We start from the raw sequence: 17,418 nt of genomic DNA on the forward strand, positions 1-17,418 counted from the left end.
TAAGTTGTTTACCTTTTCTGTCTCTTTTTTTGGGGGAACGAAAGATGTCATACGAAGTGATAATTCTATCCTTAAAATTATTCACTACTTTCGACTGAAAGGATTGGCCATATGAATTATTAAAAAAACAGGTCAATATTGTAAGAATATAATGACGAACTATTAACTAGTTGTGAGTTAACATCGTTTTAGAAAATCTTTTAACATATTTAAATACTTATAAAATAGCCATATGCAAATTAATTCACAATGAAAACCAAGCAAATACATAGTCCCAAAGCCTATTCCAATAAATATAACCTGGAAAAAGGCTGTATAAATTATGATAATTGGAATCGCTTAAATAAGAATTGCACTCATTTAATTATCATAAAAATGAATGTTTTTTTAATAAAACTCTTGATAATCACTTAAGAAAACGTTATGATATATTTATGTAATGGCATTCACGCCAGAACGTTTAATTTATTTGGAGGGATATTATGAAAAAAGCATTAAGAAAACACTTTTCACTAGCAGCAACAGCCTTTACTCTAGGTTCTGTTCTAGTTGCACCAACATCAACTTTTGTATCTGCACAAGAAGATGGTGAAGAAGGCGTATTAAACTTTGAGACTGCTGTCACTCATGAAGGCGAAGCGATTGAAGGTGGAACGTTACGTTACGCATTAGTTGGAGATCCATTTGCAGGCGTGTTAAATAACATGCTTTATACAGGTAATCCAGATGCGAGCATCATCGGTTTCTTTAACGATGGGTTATACGGTTACGACTCAAGTTTCGCAATCGACAACTCAGGTTTTGCTGATATCGAATTTGATGTGGATAACAAACAAGTAACAATCTCAATTCCAGAAGGTACTTCTTGGGATGATGGTGAGCCACTAACGATTGATGACGTAATCTTCCCTTATTATGTAGTAGGACACCCAGATTATACTGGTGTACGTTACGGAGAAGACTTCCAAAACGTTGTAGGTATGACAGAATATAACGCAGGTGAAGCAGAAGAAATTTCTGGTTTAGAGCGTATTGATGACTATACATTAAGAGTAACATACATTAACTTTAACAACTCTATGTTACAAGCTGGTGGTGGAGTTTCTTCTTATATTGAACCTGAGCATATCTTAGGTGAAGTTCCAGTTGCTGAATTAGAAGATCACGAAGCAGTTCGTACGAATCCAGTTGGTTTCGGACCATTCCGTGTCACTTCAATCACTCCTGGTGAAGCTGTAAGCTTTGAAGCTAACGAATACTATTACTTAGGCCAACCTGAAATTGACAACTTAGTCATTGAAGTTGTTAACGCAACATCAATTGTTGCTGAGTTAAAAGCTGGTAATTACGACTTAGCGACATTACCTGCTGACCAATACGATACTTATAAAGATGCGACTAACTTCTCAGTAATTGGTCAAATCTCTAATGCTTATACATACATCGGATTCAAGCAAGGTTCATGGGATGCTGAAGCTGGAGAAGTGGTTCCAGACGACTCTAAAGTAACGTCAAGCAAAGCATTACGTCAAGCAATGGCATATGCGATTGACAACGATGCAGTTGGTGCAGAATTCTATTCTGGTTTACGTCAAAACGCTAACTCATTAATTACACCTAACTTTGAAGCTTACCATAACTTCGATCAAGAAGCTTATACATATGACCCAGAGAAAGCTAAAGAAATCTTAGCTGAAGCTGGCTTTGTGGATGGCGATGGCGATGGTTTTGTTGAAGACTTAAATGGCGAGCCATTTACTTTAGGTTTCGCTTCAATGTCAGGTGGAGAAGTTGCTGAGCCATTAGCACAATACTACATCCAAATGTGGGGTGAAATTGGCGTATCTGTCGAATTAGTTGATGGCCAATTAATGGAATTTAACTCATTCTATGACCGTGTTGAAGCGGATGATCCTGCAATTGATATCTACCAAGGTGCTTGGGGAACTGGTGGAGATCCAAACCCAACTGGTTTATACGGACGTACATCTGCCTTTAACTACCCTCGTTTCGCATCGGAAGAGCATGACGCTTTATTAGAAGCCATTAACTCAGATGACTCATTTGATGACGAATTCCGTGAGAACGCATTTAACGAGTGGCAAGCATACGTACACGAAGAATTGCCAGTAGTACCTACTTTATTCCGTTATGAATTAGTAGCTGTTAATAATCGTGTTTCTCAATACGATTCTGAAATTGGTTCAGACTTAGATTGGACACAAATCTCATTAACTGCTGACTCTCCAGTAGCTGAGTAATTTAATGTAACTTTAAACGAAGAGCCTCCTTGTGGGGCTCTTTTCATTTATTATTGGATAAAGCTTTTTAACCGAGTCGTTTTTAGGTATACTAATAAGTGCTAAATGTCAGTCTTTTAATCCGTTTAACCGAATAAGACGGAATGTTTTATGGTGAAGAATGAAGCTTATAAAAGTTTAATAAATACAATTGGAATTGGATAGGAAGATTTTATTTACTGAGCTACTTATAGTCATATACTGGTCAAAATGTATCTTGTTGTGAAAGAAAAAAGTGAAGAGGGTAAATATGAAACTAGCGTTAACAAAATTAATTGAAAAGAATACGGGGATTCATTTTAAGAATGCCCTGCTACTTGAGACAGCCTTTCAACATACGTCATTTGTTAATGAAAGAGCATCAAGGAAATTGGAACATAATGAACGCTTGGAATTTTTAGGCGATGCGGTCTTAGAAGTGATTGTGAGCGATTATTTGTATCATGAGTATCCAAGCGAGCCAGAAGGTCAATTGACACGTATGCGTGCACAGCTCGTACGTGAGGAGAGTCTAGCTTTTCTTGCTAAGCAATATAATTTTAATCGTTACATTCGTTTAGGAAAAGGCGAATTAGCGAGTGGTGGTAGTGAAAGGGATTCTATCTTAGCTGACTGTTTTGAAGCTTTTTTAGGAGCGGTGTATTTAGACCAGGGGATGGAAATGGCTAGAGAATGGTTAAACCGTGCTTTATTAGAACCACATCGTGTGATTTTAACAAAAGTGAATCTTGATTATAAGACACTTTTCCAGGAAAAAGCTCAACAAAAGGGTGCCGTTTTAATTCGGTACGAATTATTAGAACAATCGGGCCCAGCCCATAATCAAGACTTTACAATGGGACTTTATTTAAACGAACAACTAATCGCAAAAGGTTCAGGTAAAAGTAAAAAGCAAGCAGAAATGCAAGCGGCCGAACATGCTTTTGCTTTAGTGGATGAGAAAGGTAATATTAAATGCATTTAGAAAGAATTGAAATGACTGGATTTAAATCCTTTGCGGATAAAACAGTTATCGAATTTGACACAGGTTTAACGGCTGTCGTCGGACCAAATGGAAGTGGTAAGAGTAATCTTTCGGAAGCGATTCGTTGGGTATTAGGGGAACAATCAGCCAAAAGTTTACGTGGTAATCGCATGGAAGATGTCATATTTAATGGGACGCAAGAACGTAAGCCTGTAAATTTAGCAAAAGTAACATTGGTCTTAAACAACGAAGATCGATATTTGGATTATGATTTTAGTGAGATTAGTATTACGCGAAGTTATAATCGAAATGGTGATAGCCAATACTTTATCAATAAAGAAGTCGTCCGTCTAAAAGACATTGTGGATCTATTATTAGATTCCGGTCTAGGGAAGAACAGTTTTTCAATTATCTCTCAAGGTAAAGTGGAATCCATTTTCTTAAGTAAGCCCGAAGAGCGTCGAACTATCTTTGAAGAAGCAGCAGGCGTCCAAAAATATCAATATCGAAAAGTTGAGGCTGAAAGAAAGCTCGTCAGATCAAGTGATCATTTAAGTCGAGTGAAAGATATTATTCATGAATTAGAAGGCCAATTAAAGCCATTAGCCAAACAAAGAGAAGATGCTCTACGTTATCAAGAAAAACATGAAGCGTTACGCCGCTTAGAGATTTCTTTATATAGTTATCAAATCGCACAGTACCGCGATGACTGGAATAAAGCTGAAGATGCGTTAAAGACTTTGAATTCAGAAATTGAACAATTAGAACAAGAAAACAATCAGTTAAGTCGAACGCTGGAAAACGAGACACTAGAGCTCGATCAAATTACTCAAACACTTGATGTTAACTCTGAAGAATATCAAGTGAAAGGTCAACAATTAGAACGATTAAAAGCGCGTCAACAAATGACGGAGCAACAAATTCGTTTTAATCAAACCTCACTTAATGACAAACAATCTGCTTATCAACAACAGGTTGAACGTCACAGTAAACTTTCAGTTGAATATGATACCTTGTTGACACAGCAGACTGACTTTGGTGAGCAATTGACTAGGATGAAGCAAAAACTGAAGCAATACGAACAGAAACGCTCGATTTTAACAGGGGACGATCAAGCACAAATTGAGGAGATACGTGGACAGCTGATTGATTTTTATCAATTAGAAACGACAGCTCGTAATCAAATCACTCAGTTTAATGCAACGGTTACCCAACAAGGTGAACGTAACAAACACTTAACTTTACAACTAGAACAAGTAGCGACTTCTCTAGAATTGGCTGAAACAGAGTTTGCTAAGCATATTGAAGGTCAAGCTGAACATCAAGCCAATCAACAGAGTTTGCGACAGCAGTTTAACCGTTTATTAGAAGAAAACCAATTAACGCAGCAAAAGCGTCAACAAATGCAACAAACTTTATTTCAGCATGAACGCCATACGCAGCAAATTGATTCCAAGGTGTCGAATTTAAAGCATATGCAAGAAGACTATGCAGGTTATTTCGCAGGGGTTCGTGCTGTCATGAAGCAAGCCAGTCGTATGCGTGGCGTTGAAGGTACAGTGGCGGATTTGATTAATGTTCCTCAAGCCTATCAGTTAGCGATTGATACTGCCTTAGGGGGGAGTTTACAACATATTGTGGTGACAGATGATCAGTCTGCAAAGGAAGCTATTCATTATTTGAAACAACAAAAGGCTGGTCGTGCGACATTCTTACCGCGTACGAATATTAAACCGCGCATGTTGAACAATAAGCAATTAGAACAAGCTCAACAACACGTAGGCTTTGTGGGAATCGCGAATCAATTGGTGGAGTATGCAAGTCAAAATAACAATATTATCGCGAATTTATTAGGTACAACGATCATTATGTCTGGTATTGAAGAGGCACAACAATTAGCACGCCGCTTGAATCACTCGGTAAAAATTGTGACTTTAGAAGGTGACGTCTTAATGCCAGGAGGATCGATTTCTGGTGGACAAGCACGTAAACAACAGAATTCAATGTTAGCTCGTCAAAATGAATTAAAAATTGCTGAAGAGCAGTTACAAGTAGCTCAACAAACCTTAAAACAATTAGAAGATGACTGGCTTAAAGTTCAATCGAAAGAGCAACATTTGCATGAACAAGTGGAGAATAACCGTGAGGTGTTAAACCAAGCTGAAATTCAGTCGCAACAGCTACAACAAACCACTCATCAACTACAACAAACAATTAAGCAATTTCAAAATCAACAATTAATTTTAAAGGATGAATTAACGCAAGCAGAAGAAGTTGTCAGTGAGGCTGAAAAACAGTTATTGCTTGCAGAAAAAAACTTAGCAAAAGCGAGTCAAGGTATTGCTGACACCAATGAGACATTAGAACAGCATAGTTTAAGTCAAGAAGACCGCCAAAAGCAATTACAGCAATTGGAAGTTGAGTATAACGAATGTAAAACTCAACAAGCCGTGAAGCAAACGCAAGCTAGTCAATTACAACAACAAGTTGAAACGTTGACAGAGCAGTTAGCTGAAGTGACCGTATTCATTGAAAGTTATCAATTGAGTCAGCATCAAGATGAAACTGACCTAGACGAATTAGAAGCCGTGCTTGAACAAACGATTGTTGATATCAAAGAGATGACAGCAATCTTAGAACAACACAAAGCAGAACTTGCAAACTTGCGTGAACGTCGACACGTCTTGAGTGAAACCTCTCGTGCTAACGAACAAAAACAACGCGAAATAATTCAAATGACGCAACAATCTTATCAAAAACAAGCGAAACTTGAAGCTCAGATTGAAAAGTTCCAAGCTTTTATTGATAATCAGCTGGAATATTTAAGTGAAGAATACCAATTATCCTATGAGGCAGCTAGTAGCATGGCTGAGCCAATCGATACGATTGCCAAAGTAAATCAAGAAGTTAAGAACTTGAAACGAGAAATTGAACGTTTAGGTCCGATTAACTTAGCATCGATTGAAGATTATGATGTACTAAATGAGCGTTTTAAACATTTAGTAGAACAACAGGATGATTTATTAACTGCCATGTCTCAATTGAAAGAAACGATGGCTGAGATGGATAGTGAAGTCATTAAGCGTTTTGGAGAGACTTTCAGTGTCATCAACCAACAGTTTCAAAAGACATTTCGTAAACTATTTGGTGGAGGAAATGCAGCTTTACAATTAACTGATCCTAGTGATTTACTAGCAACTGGTGTCGATATCGTGGCCCAACCTCCTGGTAAGAAAAAACAAAACTTAGCTTTATTATCCGGTGGCGAGCGAGCTTTAACGGCGATTGCTTTATTATTCGCTATATTGGAAGTTAAGCCTGTTCCGTTTTGTGTACTGGACGAAGTAGAAGCGGCTTTAGATGATGCCAACGTTTATCGCTATGGTGAATATCTACAAGATTTTACAGAGAATACACAATTTATCGTGATTACTCACCGTAAAGGTACGATGGAACATGCCGACGTCTTATACGGCGTGACAATGGAACGTTCTGGAATTTCGAAACTGGCCTCCGTTAAATTAAGTGACTAAATTGTTTTATCTTTGTAGGTATAGCTCGTGGCTCTAGAATATGACTTTAACTATCGAAAAGTGTTATGATTATAGTACAGAGTAAGCTTTGAAGGGAAACTAATAAATGATTAAATTAATTGCAATTGATTTAGATGATACATTATTGACTGACGATAAAGTGATTACGGACCGTAATAAAGAAGCGTTACATTATGCACACAAAAAAGGAATCAAGGTGGTTCTTTGTACAGGTCGTCCATATTTAGCCATGAAAGACTTAGTAACTGAAATTGGACTGACTTCAGCGGATGATTATATTATTACGTATAACGGTGCTCAAGTAAGACGAGCAGCATCTGGTGAAGTAGTTGTAGAAAATATACTGACTAAAGCAGATGTTGTTGCATGGTATGAAGTGTTAATGGCAATTAATTTACCATTGGATGCAATCGATGCGCGGTATATTTTAGAACCGGTCAACTATCCAGAAGGTTATCCTTCTTTTTATTCAGAAAGAGTGAGTAATCTAGAAACCCAGACAGTGGATTTTGCTAGTTTAGCAGACGATCATAAAATCAATAAAATGGTCATTTGCATAGAACCAGAGCATTTAGATCGTCAGTTAGCTTTAATCGATCCGAACTTTATGTCAAAGTATTCAACGTTTAAATCGCGTACGTTTTTATTCGAAATTGTAGCTAAAGGCGTGAATAAAGGGAATACATTAAAACGTTTAGGTGAAGAATTGACAATTGCACCAAAAGAAATGTTAACCATTGGTGATCAAGAAAATGATTTAGCCATGATTGAATTAGCGGGAATAGGCGTGGCGATGGGAAATGCAGTGGATTCAGTCAAAAACGCAGCAGATTATATTACAGCTGATAACAATTCAAGTGGTGTTGCTCAAGCAATTTACCACTTTTTAAAATAAATTATTCTGTAGGGAGTGAGTTAAATGGGATTATTTGATCGAATAAAACGTGCCTTTACTGGTGAAGATAAGGTTGTTAAAGAAGAGATTCAAAAAGAAAGTTCCCCCGTCGTTTTCGACAGTTATGATAAGGGAATGGAAAAAACTCGTACGAACTTTACGAGTCTATTAACTGATTTATTTACAGGCTTTAAAGAAGTGGATGAAGATTTTTATGAAGACTTAGAAGAAACCTTCATCGGGGCAGATGTCGGATTTAATATGACATTGGCACTAACGGACGCTATACGCGATGAAATTGAATCACGTAATGTACATAAGCCCGAAGATGTAAAACGTGTGACATTAGAAAAAATGGTACAACTTTACGAACGCGAGGGTGGAGATGACTTAATCACTCTAAAAGAAAACCCAGATGGTCCAACGGTAATCTTATTCGTGGGAGTGAACGGGGTAGGTAAGACGACTTCTGTTGGTAAAATTGGTTATCAATTAAAACAAGAGGGGCATAAAGTTTTAATGGCTGCTGCTGATACTTTCCGTGCGGGAGCTGTGGAACAATTGAACGTATGGGGCCAGAGACTGGATATTCCAGTTGTTACAGGTCAAGACCAAGGGGACCCAGCTTCTGTCGTTTACGACGCTGTTAAACGTGCAAATGAAGAAGCATTCGACTATTTATTAGTTGATACTGCGGGTCGTTTGCAAACGAAGATCAATTTAATGGATGAATTAGCTAAAATTAAACGTATCATTGAGCGTGAAAATCCAAATGGTATTCAAGAAGTATTATTAGTTCTCGATGCAACGACCGGTCAAAACGCTCTAATTCAAGCGAAGCAGTTCAATGATGCTACGGAGATTACTGGACTTGTGTTAACTAAACTAGATGGAACGGCTAAAGGTGGCGTAGTCCTTTCGATCCGTTATGATTTAGATATACCAGTAAAATATATTGGTTTAGGAGAACAAGCGACTGACCTTCAAGTCTTTGATTCTGAACAATATATGTACAATTTAGTTAAAGGTGCTATTGAAGGATAACTATGACTCTACTTAGTCGAAACTCTAATGAGCGTTTCGACTTTTTTGTTTGCCCAACATGGGCAAACTTTAACGGGTGCAAGTCCCGAATGCGAGTTGCAGTGGTACGCATATAGTTGAAGACAAGGGTGTCCACTGTTAGGTGGAAACTGAAGGAAGTCTTAGATGCAACTCTGTTATGACGTACAAAAATCACACAAGAGGCGTGCTGCGCGGATAAGGCTGTAAAGGAAGCTGAAGTACTATTACTGCACAAGTTCAGCGCGTAGATGTGAATAAGCTATACTAAGTTAGACAGTATAGTTAAGTTAAGGTCCAGTAGAATGAAACCTAAGCACTTGAAACGGAGAGAATCTACCATGACTGAAAAAAGAGTACCCAGAATGTTTACTCCAGAATTAAAAAAACAAATAGTACGACGTTATAAAAGTGGAAAACAGATTCTTTCTGGACGAAGACAGCGCTAATTCTGATTCGAGGTTGGCTGGGCTTTGCTTATATCTATATCATGCTGACAAGTATCTTGCAAGCCAATCTAGAAGACCTTTACGAAGCAGCGAAAATTGGTGGGACAATTGCGATTCAACGCTTCAAAACCTCACATTGCCTTCTATTTTCCAGGTAGCTGCGCCGACATTCATTACGCAGTACACGAGTAATTTAATCATTTCTCGATGATATATTTATTTAATGAAGGCAGTCCGGGAAGTATTGAGAGTAATGCAGGGTCAACGGATATTCTGATATCTTGGATGTATATATTGACGACAGGTGGTTCACCGCAGTATTCAGTCGTTGCTGCAGTGGCACTCATGATTTCAGGGATTGTGACTGTTGTCTCGGTGGTCTCTTTCAAGAAAACCAATGCTTTTGATATGGAGAATTAATGATTAGAAGATGAAGTTCAGAGAAAAACAAGCAATTGTTAAGCAAGATTTTCACTTATCTCTTCATGATAACTGTTGCAGTGATTGTTATTTATCCTTTATTGACTACTGTGGCTTCTGCATTTAAAGCAGGTAACATGATTGCTTTCAAATTAGACCTCTCAACCACATGGACGCTAGAAAAATTCTGTCGTCTGTTTAAAAAGACACTCTATCTGACTTGGTACAAGAACACTTTATTTGTCGCCATATGCACGATGTTGATTCAAGTCACAGTGATTGTTTTATCAGGCTTCGCCTACAGTCATTACCGTTTCGTAGGGCGCAAGCAAAGTTTGATGTTATTTTGATTATTCAAATAGGCCTGACGATGGTTGCTTTGACGGCCTTCTATGTCATGGCTTTGTTATCCGGTGGTTTAGATCCATTTTAGTTTATCCCCTTGCTGTACATGGGCCAAGGAATACCGATGAACACCTAGTTAATGAGAATCTATTCTGATACAGTTCCAAGGGCTTTTGATGAATCGGATAAACTGGATGGTGCAGGTCACTTTAGAAGTGAAAACATTAGTTCGAGCAATGATTTCTGTCTAAGCATTATGGGCGTTTATGGGGTTTTTTGGTGATCACATGTTAGCTCGTTTTCTATTACGTTCGTCAGATAAAATAACCATTGCTGTCGGCTTACAAAGCATTATTTAATGATTCAAGAAATCAGATAGTCACTCTATTTGCTGCCGGTGCGATTCTAATGGCTTTACCGATTGTGCTATTATTCTTTTTCTTACAGAAGATTATTGCTTCGGACTTAACTTCCGGAGGGACGAAAGGATAGTTCGCAATCGACAAATTCCTATTGAGTTTTTTAAAACAATATTTTTGTTAAATAATTCATTGCTAAACGTGTTTTGGTTAATTCTGACATAACTGAAAGCTGACATTCAAGAGCAAGTGATTTTGTTCTAAGGAGACATAATTGTAAACAAATACCTAATAAAAGGTACCTTCTGTAGTAAATCAAAAAATGTAATATTTAACTGTGCACTAGATTCTGTTTCCGCAGACCTAGTGTTTTTTTCTTTGCCGTCAAGGATTTGTTCCATTTATAGTTTAAACTCATACAAGGCAAAGAGATAACTCGTCTTAAAGTTTAACGAAAGGATTATTTGCAGTATGATGAAGTTAGGAGCAGGTTCGATTTATATTCTGTAAAAAGGAGGAAATAGCGTGTTTAAAGATCGGGAAGACGCAGGCAGGCAATTAGCTTTAGTAGTTGCGATAACAAGGCCAAAGGAGACCGTAGTGTTAGGCTTACCTCGAGGTGGTGTTCCACTAGCTGTTGAAGTGTCACAATATCATCAGACAGCGCTAGATATCATATCGGCCAAAAAGATTGGTCATCCACTGAATCCAGAATTTGCAATCGGAGCAGTAGCAGAAGGTGGTCGTCCCATTTATAAACAATCGGAAGTGGCACAGGTGGATAATGACTGGTTAGAACAACGATTGGAAAGTATTCATTCTGAGATGGCAAAGCGACGCAAACAATATGATGCGATAATCAAAGGGAAAATTTTGGAAAATCAGGATGTTATCATTGTTGATGATGGTATAGCGACTGGACAGACGATGATTGCGGCAATCGAAGCCGTTAAAGAAAGAAACCCCCGTAGCTTAGCAGTAGCTGTTCCAGTCATTGCGAGTGATACCTATCGAGCTTTAATAGAGTTAGTGGATGACGTTTATGCTGTCATGGTAACCGATCATTTTCTAGGCTCAGTCGGTGCATATTATCAGACTTTTCCACAAGTTAGCGACCAATTAGTAGAAGCCTTACTTAAAGAATATGGCTAAGAAGAGTGATGTTAGCCAGTAAAATGTAGTGTTTAATAAACCCTTGTGGCACATAAGTCGGACGATTTATGCTGGCTTGGTAAGTGATTAGAAAGTTGTTTATTTGGAACATGTTTCTGCTTGCATTGGCCGTGCCCTTGCTATAAAGTTATAATAATAAAGACGTAGAATGGAGGAGTTATAATGGCAGATTTTAAATTTGAGATTCAAGAGCATTTAGCGCAATTATCAACCAATGCTAAAGGTTGGTCAAAGGAACTTACATCGGTAAGTTGGAATGAGCGAGACGCGAAGTATGATATCCGCGAGTGGAGTGAAGATTATTCTAAAATGAGTAAAGGCTTGACCTTTACAGCTGAGGAATTGCGTTTATTGCGCGACGCTTTAAACAAGATTGAGTTAGACTAGATGACTGAATTTAATCTGAAGGATTTTCAAGCTTATTTAAGCGATAAATATCAAACAACTACGAGTTCGACAGGGCTTTTTATGAAATTAGTGGAAGAGATTGGCGAGGTAGCTGAGGCGTTGAATCAGTTAGAAGGACGTAAGCCAGCGGTAGAAGACAGTTCTTTAGCGTATGAGCTAGCTGACGTGCTGCATTATGTCGTCGCGATTGCCAGTGTTCATCAGATTGATTTAAGCCACACGATTCTTGAAAAAGATCAACTGGCAGTAATTAAATATCAACACCCAATCAATTTAAAAGAGTATCTATCAAGCAGCAATTAATAAAAGACTTCCCACCTTTCAAATACTGAAAGAAGTGTGAAGTCTTTTAATTTAAGTTTAAATAGCGCTAGTTTGTTTTTGAGCGTCTTGCTTCGTATGTAGAATAAATAAAACTTGACGAGCGATAGGTTGTGCGATTAAGGATTCAACTGCAAAGGCAATCGCAAAATTACGCGGCCATTTGTGGAAGAATGAATAAATTGGGCCCATTGAAATTAATCTTTGTCCAATCCATGATCCAATAACTGTTAATAGAACTGACATTCGTAAAACATTACACAGAATATTGATTGTGATTTTAGAATTAAAACTATCATCTTTAGCGACAATTTTGCTGATAATTTATCGGCAGGAGCGTGACTCAACAAGACTGGAATAACGACTGCTACCCAAATAAAAAGGAGAGTTGTTAAAGTTTGAACCCAGTTTTGGAATGAGAAACCAATCTCAAACATCGTAATTAATGGGGCGATAATAAGGAATGAAAGTACTGAAACAATAGCTAGAAACAAAAGAAAACTTTCGTTGATCTAGGTAAACGCATGTGAAAATCCATTTTCTCCTCCATTACGGCAAAAAAAACCAACAATCCCCCATTAGAAAGAGGGGTTGCTGATCAATTATACGCAAATTATTTTTTTACTGAATTTTAAAAGTCCAAAAAGTCTACCACATTAAAAAAATATTTCTAAAGTTATTTTTAAAAGTGTAATATTTCTTGTTTTAAAGCAACAGACAGACCACTTGACTAAATTGGTAGTACTAAATATAGCGTGATTGCTGCGTCAGGAAAACATTTTTAATAATAAAGACAATCATGAAACTAATAAAGGACACAACAGCCACCATCGAAGAGATAGAAGTATTGAAATAAAGTCCGATAAAGTAGCCAATGCAACTGTTAATTATGGCAATGATGACCGAGGTTAGAAGTAATTTTGGGAAAGACTCCACCAACAAACGAGCAGTCATGGCAGGTGCTGCCATTAAGGCAATCACAAGGATTGCCCCGATGCTTTCAAAGGATGTGACTGCCGTTAAAGAAACTAAAGTCATTAAGATGAAATCTAGCAAGTTAACTCGGATTCCAATTGTCTGAGCGTAAATCCGGTCAAACAAGCGTATTTTAAGCGATTGGTAGGTAAGTAAAATAAAACCTGAATTGAGTAATAAAACAAAAGCCCCTTGAATAAAAGCAGTCGGTAATTTTACACCTAGCAATTCAGTGCGTTTTAAAGGCGACAACTCCACTTGACCTAATAAAACCATGTCGATGTCTAAATGAACATTTGTATAATATTTTGAAATAATCAAAACAGCAATGGCGAAGAAAAATGGGAAAACTAAACCAATGGCTGCATCGTTAGCGACGCGTCCGGTTTTAACTAACAATTCGATAGATACAACTGTTATCACTCCGAATAATGTGGCACCTACAATTAACCAAGGGGAGGACAGATCACCGACAAAATAATAAGCAACCACAATCCCTAATAATATCGTATGAGAAATGGCATCCGCCACCATTAGACTCTCCCTTTGAAGTAATAGGCTTCCCATTAAACTACAAGATGCTGCAACAACACAGAGCACATATAAGATTTGAATCATGAGACAACCTCCTGTGATTTTTTATATAAATGTTCCATCAGAATGCCTTTTGGCCCGACTATTAATGAGAAGAGGGCAATGATCGTCAACACAACAACAATCATTGGACCTGTTGCGATATTAGTAATGACGGTACTCAATAATGTACCAAGAAAAGCCGCTATAGTTCCGAACAGACCAGACAGCCAAATCATACGAGGGTAGGCGTTGGTCCATTGTTGGGCAGCAATCGCTGGTGCAATGAGCATACTACTAATCAATTTGGCTCCGACTGCTTGGAGGCCGACTGAAATCACCAGTAAGCCCATGAGTAAGAGTAAATGACTAATCCAACTGGTATTAATACCAATCGTTTCTGCAAATACTCGGTCAAACAGCGTGATTTTTATTTTAGGATAAAATAACCAAAAGACACTTAAGACTAAGACAGTGACCATCAGAATTAATTCTACATCCGAACGCATCAAAAAGGCAGCTTGTCCCATAATATAAGTATTTAAGCCAGCGAAATTGACCGTTTGATAACGAGGATTCGTCTGAACAATATTATAAAGTAATAGACCTAAACTAAATAATGATGATAAAACCAAAGCGAGTATACTCTCATATGGGAATTGACTATATTTACGAATAAAGCCGATCAGCCAGAAGGCAATTAAGCCAAAAACGATGGCACCTAAGAGTAAGACGCTCGTTTGACGCGTTTGAAAAATCATAAAAGCAAGAATAACGCCAGGATAAACCGCATGACCAATTGCATCTCCCAACTGGCTTTGTTTTTCTAGTACAAAGGTCGTACCAACAATGCCAGACACTAAACCAAGTGCCATACTCCCGAGTGCGACCACCCAGAAAAAGTAATCGAAAGTAAAATTACTAACCATGATGAACACTTCCTTTTTTCTCCATGTGATTATCTGAATAGAATTCACGACTGGTCGTGATGCCGTGATAAGTTGTATGGATGTTTTCAGGTGTAAAGATATCTTGGATAGAACCACTAGCAATCAATTGACGATTAATCAGAATGACCGAATCAAAGTATTCCGGTACGGTATTCAAATCATGGTGAACTGTGATACTTGTTTTACCACCTTGTTGAAAAGCAATCAGTTGATCCATTATCATCTGTTCACTTTTAAAATCAACACCCGCTAGTGGTTCATCTAAGAAATATAGATCAGCATTCTGGGCAATGGCCCGTGCAATAAAGACACGTTGTTTTTGTCCACCGGATAGCTGATTAATTTGACGTGCTTTTAAATCGGTTAGTTGCATTTTTTCTAAGGCTTCGTCGACCACTTGTTTTTGTGTTTGTGTAATGCGTTGGAAGGCCCAACGCTTTGATGTGACACCCATTAACACCACGTCATAAACTGTAGTTGGGAATTGCCAATTTACATCGGAAGTTTGCGGAACATAAGCAATCCGGTGGCGTACTTTAGCTAAAGGTTCGTCAAACAAGTGGATGCTTTTACTGTTGGCATTGACTAAGCCAAGAATCGCTTTAATAAGAGTCGATTTACCAGCTCCATTGGGCCCGACAATGGCTGTGCGAACATTGTAAGGTAAGGTAAGAGAAACGTTATCTAAAGCGCGTGTTTGTTGGTAATGTACGTTTAAATCTTCTATTGTCAGAATGTTCTTTTGCTTTGCTTGATGCATGATAAAATCCCCCTAGAGACAGTGTTTATTTCGTCAAATGCTTGACGATTAAAGAAACGTTGTGTTTGTACATGTCGATGTAATTGTCATTTGCTTGGCCACTCGCAGCTAAAGAATCTGAATACAAGGTGTTCCCCTCACTACCAACGACAATCACTTCACCACCTAATTGACTTACGCCTTCTTGAAGTTTCTCCATCGCCTGTGGGTTAGATGTAGTGTCTAAGAAGATAGCCGGTATTTGATGTTCAATGATAAACTCAACCGTTTGAATGATAGCTTCGTTAGACACTTCAGCTTCAGTACTAATGCCTTGTGGTGCATAGACCGTGAAGTTATTCATTTGGGCAAAATACTCAAAGGCATCATGGGGAGTGACTAAAATTCGTTCGTCAACGGCAAGTAAGGCGATTTGCTCATCAATCCATTCACCTAATGCGTCGAGTTCTGATATGTATTCAGCGGTGTTCCTTGTATATAAGTCGGCATGTTCAGGAAAGGTATTCATTAAATGATCACGTGCTGCTATGACGGATTGTTTATATAAGTCCAAGTTGAACCAATAATGTGGGTCAATTTCGTTAGAGTCTTCTGCGACAAAAATTAGCTGTTCTTTGGGAAAGTTGTCTGTGACAGAAAAACCATAATCTTCCAGAGCGGTTGCCATTTGTGCTTCAAAATTTAACCCGTGATAAAGTAATAGATCTGCTTCAAGTATTTTGGGTAAGTCACGAGCAGACGCGTTATACAGATGTGGGTCACCACCTGCCGGGATAATCAGTGAAATATCAACTGTATCTTCTGCGATGCGTCTCACAATATCTTCAAGGAAACTGGTTGTGACAGTGACTTTAAGTAAAGACTCCTCCTGTGCCTTGATTGGTAAGGTTGTTGACCTCAGTGCGCAAGTAAACAAAAGTAGTAGAACAATGATTGGGCGAATGAATAAGAATTTTGTTTTGATAAACATTTGAAAGCTCCTTTTAATAAAGTCTAGCGAATGTTTTAGGTGCACCTAAAACTTATCTAGTGACATTATAACTTGAGCAACTTTTAAAATCAATAGGCGCGCCTAAAAAAAGAGATTGATTTGTTTCACAATAAAAAACATGATAGAATAAAGGTTGCATTGAATGAATCAAGAAGGGGTGAGGGCTTGTCACAAAGTCGAGAAGATTATGTGAAATTTATTTATGAACATTCCTCAGGCGATTCGGTATCGAATAAGATGATTGCCCGAGGCCTTCAGGTTTCGCCGCCTTCTGTTAGTGAGATGATTCATAAGTTAGCCAATGAAGGTTTAGTCAACTACCGACCTTATTATGGTGCCAAACTTACTGAAGCGGGTGAGAATATGGCGAGAGAATTGATTCGAAAGCATGAGATTTGGGAATATTTTCTTGAGCATAAGTTAAATTATACAAAGGAAGAAGTTCATGATCTGGCTGAAATTTTAGAACATTCCACGCCGCTAGACCTGGCCGATCGTTTGGCTGAATTCATAGAGTATCCCAGTTTTTCGCAGGTTCCACTTGAAAGGGAGTTAGACGATGGCTATCCATAAAACCTTACGTATGAATCAATTGTTTGATTTTTACCAAGCTCTGTTAACCGAGAAACAACAACAAATGTTGGAGTTATACTATGAAGAGGATTTGTCACTAGCTGAAATTGCGGAACACTATGACATTAGTCGACAAGCGGTTCATGATAATATTAGACGCGGTGAAAATGCACTCGAAGATTATGAAGCAAAGCTTGAATTATTAGGACGGCGAACAGCGCGTATGACGATTTTTTCGCAATTAGATGTATTAGAGGACGTGCCTGAGGCTGTTTGTACTTTATTAAATCAATTAAAAGCAATTGACCTCACTTAAAACGAGGCAAATAAAAGATTATCCAAGTTA

General features: G+C 38.1%; 15 protein-coding genes and 2 pseudogenes. 12 read left to right on the forward strand and 5 right to left on the reverse strand.

Annotation, left to right across the window (positions count from 1 at the left end):
• Positions 1–482 precede the first annotated feature (482 nt).
• The 10 genes and pseudogenes from ACTQ5J_RS01850 to ACTQ5J_RS01895 all read left to right on the forward strand — a co-directional run bounded on the left by ACTQ5J_RS01850 (position 483) and on the right by ACTQ5J_RS01895 (position 12,232).
• A complete protein-coding gene (locus tag ACTQ5J_RS01850) occupies positions 483–2,261 on the forward strand; it encodes an oligopeptide ABC transporter substrate-binding protein (RefSeq protein WP_441750295.1) in 1,779 nt (592 codons plus the stop codon).
• Between the two features lie 289 nt (positions 2,262–2,550).
• Positions 2,551–3,264, forward strand: coding sequence for a ribonuclease III (gene rnc / locus ACTQ5J_RS01855; RefSeq protein ID WP_441750296.1), 714 nt, complete (start codon positions 2,551–2,553; stop codon positions 3,262–3,264).
• Complete coding sequence (gene smc, locus ACTQ5J_RS01860) at positions 3,255–6,797, forward strand: chromosome segregation protein SMC (protein WP_441750297.1); 3,543 nt, start codon at positions 3,255–3,257, stop codon at positions 6,795–6,797. Before rnc ends, smc begins: the two co-directional genes overlap by 10 nt.
• A 106-nt stretch (positions 6,798–6,903) precedes the next feature.
• The gene (locus ACTQ5J_RS01865) at positions 6,904–7,713 is read left to right on the forward strand and encodes a Cof-type HAD-IIB family hydrolase (protein ID WP_441750298.1); all 810 of its coding nucleotides are present in this window, start codon (positions 6,904–6,906) and stop codon (positions 7,711–7,713) included.
• A 24-nt stretch (positions 7,714–7,737) separates the two neighbouring features.
• Positions 7,738–8,757 carry a signal recognition particle-docking protein FtsY gene (gene ftsY / locus ACTQ5J_RS01870; protein ID WP_441750299.1) on the forward strand — a complete coding sequence of 340 codons (1,020 nt, stop codon included), beginning with the start codon at positions 7,738–7,740 and terminating at the stop codon, positions 8,755–8,757.
• A 430-nt stretch (positions 8,758–9,187) separates the two neighbouring features.
• Positions 9,188–9,644 (forward strand): annotated as a pseudogene (locus ACTQ5J_RS01875) (ABC transporter permease subunit); the annotation flags it as partial.
• A 65-nt stretch (positions 9,645–9,709) separates the two neighbouring features.
• Positions 9,710–10,481 (forward strand): annotated as a pseudogene (locus tag ACTQ5J_RS01880) (sugar ABC transporter permease).
• Positions 10,482–10,873: 392 nt separating this feature from the next.
• Positions 10,874–11,500, forward strand: coding sequence for a phosphoribosyltransferase (locus ACTQ5J_RS01885; protein ID WP_441750300.1), 627 nt, complete (start codon positions 10,874–10,876; stop codon positions 11,498–11,500).
• 183 nt (positions 11,501–11,683) lie between these two features.
• Positions 11,684–11,908: a YdbC family protein gene (locus ACTQ5J_RS01890; protein ID WP_441750302.1), complete on the forward strand. Its 225-nt coding sequence runs from the start codon at positions 11,684–11,686 to the stop codon at positions 11,906–11,908.
• Complete coding sequence (locus tag ACTQ5J_RS01895) at positions 11,909–12,232, forward strand: MazG nucleotide pyrophosphohydrolase domain-containing protein (RefSeq protein WP_441750303.1); 324 nt, start codon at positions 11,909–11,911, stop codon at positions 12,230–12,232.
• Positions 12,233–12,289: 57 nt separating this feature from the next.
• Here ACTQ5J_RS01895 and ACTQ5J_RS01900 read toward each other — a convergent pair whose 3' ends face one another.
• The 5 genes from ACTQ5J_RS01900 to ACTQ5J_RS01920 all read right to left on the reverse strand — a co-directional run bounded on the left by ACTQ5J_RS01900 (position 12,290) and on the right by ACTQ5J_RS01920 (position 16,478).
• Positions 12,290–12,496, reverse strand: a complete 207-nt coding sequence (locus ACTQ5J_RS01900) for a hypothetical protein (protein ID WP_441750305.1) — start codon at positions 12,494–12,496, stop codon at positions 12,290–12,292.
• Positions 12,497–12,994: 498 nt separating this feature from the next.
• Complete coding sequence (locus ACTQ5J_RS01905) at positions 12,995–13,843, reverse strand: metal ABC transporter permease (protein ID WP_441750306.1); 849 nt, start codon at positions 13,841–13,843, stop codon at positions 12,995–12,997.
• The gene (locus ACTQ5J_RS01910) at positions 13,840–14,727 is read right to left on the reverse strand and encodes a metal ABC transporter permease (protein ID WP_441750307.1); all 888 of its coding nucleotides are present in this window, start codon (positions 14,725–14,727) and stop codon (positions 13,840–13,842) included. The genes ACTQ5J_RS01905 and ACTQ5J_RS01910 overlap by 4 nt, the downstream gene beginning before the upstream one ends.
• Positions 14,720–15,508 carry a metal ABC transporter ATP-binding protein gene (locus tag ACTQ5J_RS01915; RefSeq protein WP_441750308.1) on the reverse strand — a complete coding sequence of 263 codons (789 nt, stop codon included), beginning with the start codon at positions 15,506–15,508 and terminating at the stop codon, positions 14,720–14,722. The genes ACTQ5J_RS01910 and ACTQ5J_RS01915 overlap by 8 nt, the downstream gene beginning before the upstream one ends.
• 25 nt (positions 15,509–15,533) lie before the next feature.
• Positions 15,534–16,478, reverse strand: coding sequence for a metal ABC transporter solute-binding protein, Zn/Mn family (locus tag ACTQ5J_RS01920; protein ID WP_441750309.1), 945 nt, complete (start codon positions 16,476–16,478; stop codon positions 15,534–15,536).
• A gap of 186 nt (positions 16,479–16,664) precedes the next feature.
• Here ACTQ5J_RS01920 and ACTQ5J_RS01925 point away from each other — a divergent pair, with 186 nt between their 5' ends.
• Positions 16,665–17,072: a metal-dependent transcriptional regulator gene (locus tag ACTQ5J_RS01925; protein ID WP_441750310.1), complete on the forward strand. Its 408-nt coding sequence runs from the start codon at positions 16,665–16,667 to the stop codon at positions 17,070–17,072.
• Positions 17,059–17,388: a YlxM family DNA-binding protein gene (gene ylxM, locus ACTQ5J_RS01930; protein WP_441750311.1), complete on the forward strand. Its 330-nt coding sequence runs from the start codon at positions 17,059–17,061 to the stop codon at positions 17,386–17,388. Before ACTQ5J_RS01925 ends, ylxM begins: the two co-directional genes overlap by 14 nt.
• Positions 17,389–17,418: the final 30 nt, after the last annotated feature.

It is taken from the genome of Fundicoccus sp. Sow4_F4, assembly GCF_052116145.1.
Lineage (GTDB): Bacteria > Bacillota > Bacilli > Lactobacillales > Aerococcaceae > Fundicoccus.

Bases quoted from the DNA above. Each gene is read 5' to 3' on its own strand.
- smc (WP_441750297.1), top strand. From the start codon at position 3,255: ATGCATTTAGAAAGAATTGAAATGACTGGATTTAAATCCTTTGCGGAT.
- ACTQ5J_RS01895 (WP_441750303.1), top strand. From the start codon at position 11,909: ATGACTGAATTTAATCTGAAGGATTTTCAAGCTTATTTAAGCGATAAA.
- ylxM (WP_441750311.1), top strand. From the start codon at position 17,059: ATGGCTATCCATAAAACCTTACGTATGAATCAATTGTTTGATTTTTAC.
- ACTQ5J_RS01915 (WP_441750308.1), bottom strand. From the start codon at position 15,508: ATGCATCAAGCAAAGCAAAAGAACATTCTGACAATAGAAGATTTAAAC.
- ACTQ5J_RS01920 (WP_441750309.1), bottom strand. From the start codon at position 16,478: ATGTTTATCAAAACAAAATTCTTATTCATTCGCCCAATCATTGTTCTA.
- ACTQ5J_RS01910 (WP_441750307.1), bottom strand. From the start codon at position 14,727: ATGGTTAGTAATTTTACTTTCGATTACTTTTTCTGGGTGGTCGCACTC.
- ACTQ5J_RS01890 (WP_441750302.1), top strand. From the start codon at position 11,684: ATGGCAGATTTTAAATTTGAGATTCAAGAGCATTTAGCGCAATTATCA.
- rnc (WP_441750296.1), top strand. From the start codon at position 2,551: ATGAAACTAGCGTTAACAAAATTAATTGAAAAGAATACGGGGATTCAT.
- ACTQ5J_RS01905 (WP_441750306.1), bottom strand. From the start codon at position 13,843: ATGATTCAAATCTTATATGTGCTCTGTGTTGTTGCAGCATCTTGTAGT.
- ACTQ5J_RS01850 (WP_441750295.1), top strand. From the start codon at position 483: ATGAAAAAAGCATTAAGAAAACACTTTTCACTAGCAGCAACAGCCTTT.
- ACTQ5J_RS01865 (WP_441750298.1), top strand. From the start codon at position 6,904: ATGATTAAATTAATTGCAATTGATTTAGATGATACATTATTGACTGAC.
- ACTQ5J_RS01900 (WP_441750305.1), bottom strand. From the start codon at position 12,496: ATGTCAGTTCTATTAACAGTTATTGGATCATGGATTGGACAAAGATTA.
- ftsY (WP_441750299.1), top strand. From the start codon at position 7,738: ATGGGATTATTTGATCGAATAAAACGTGCCTTTACTGGTGAAGATAAG.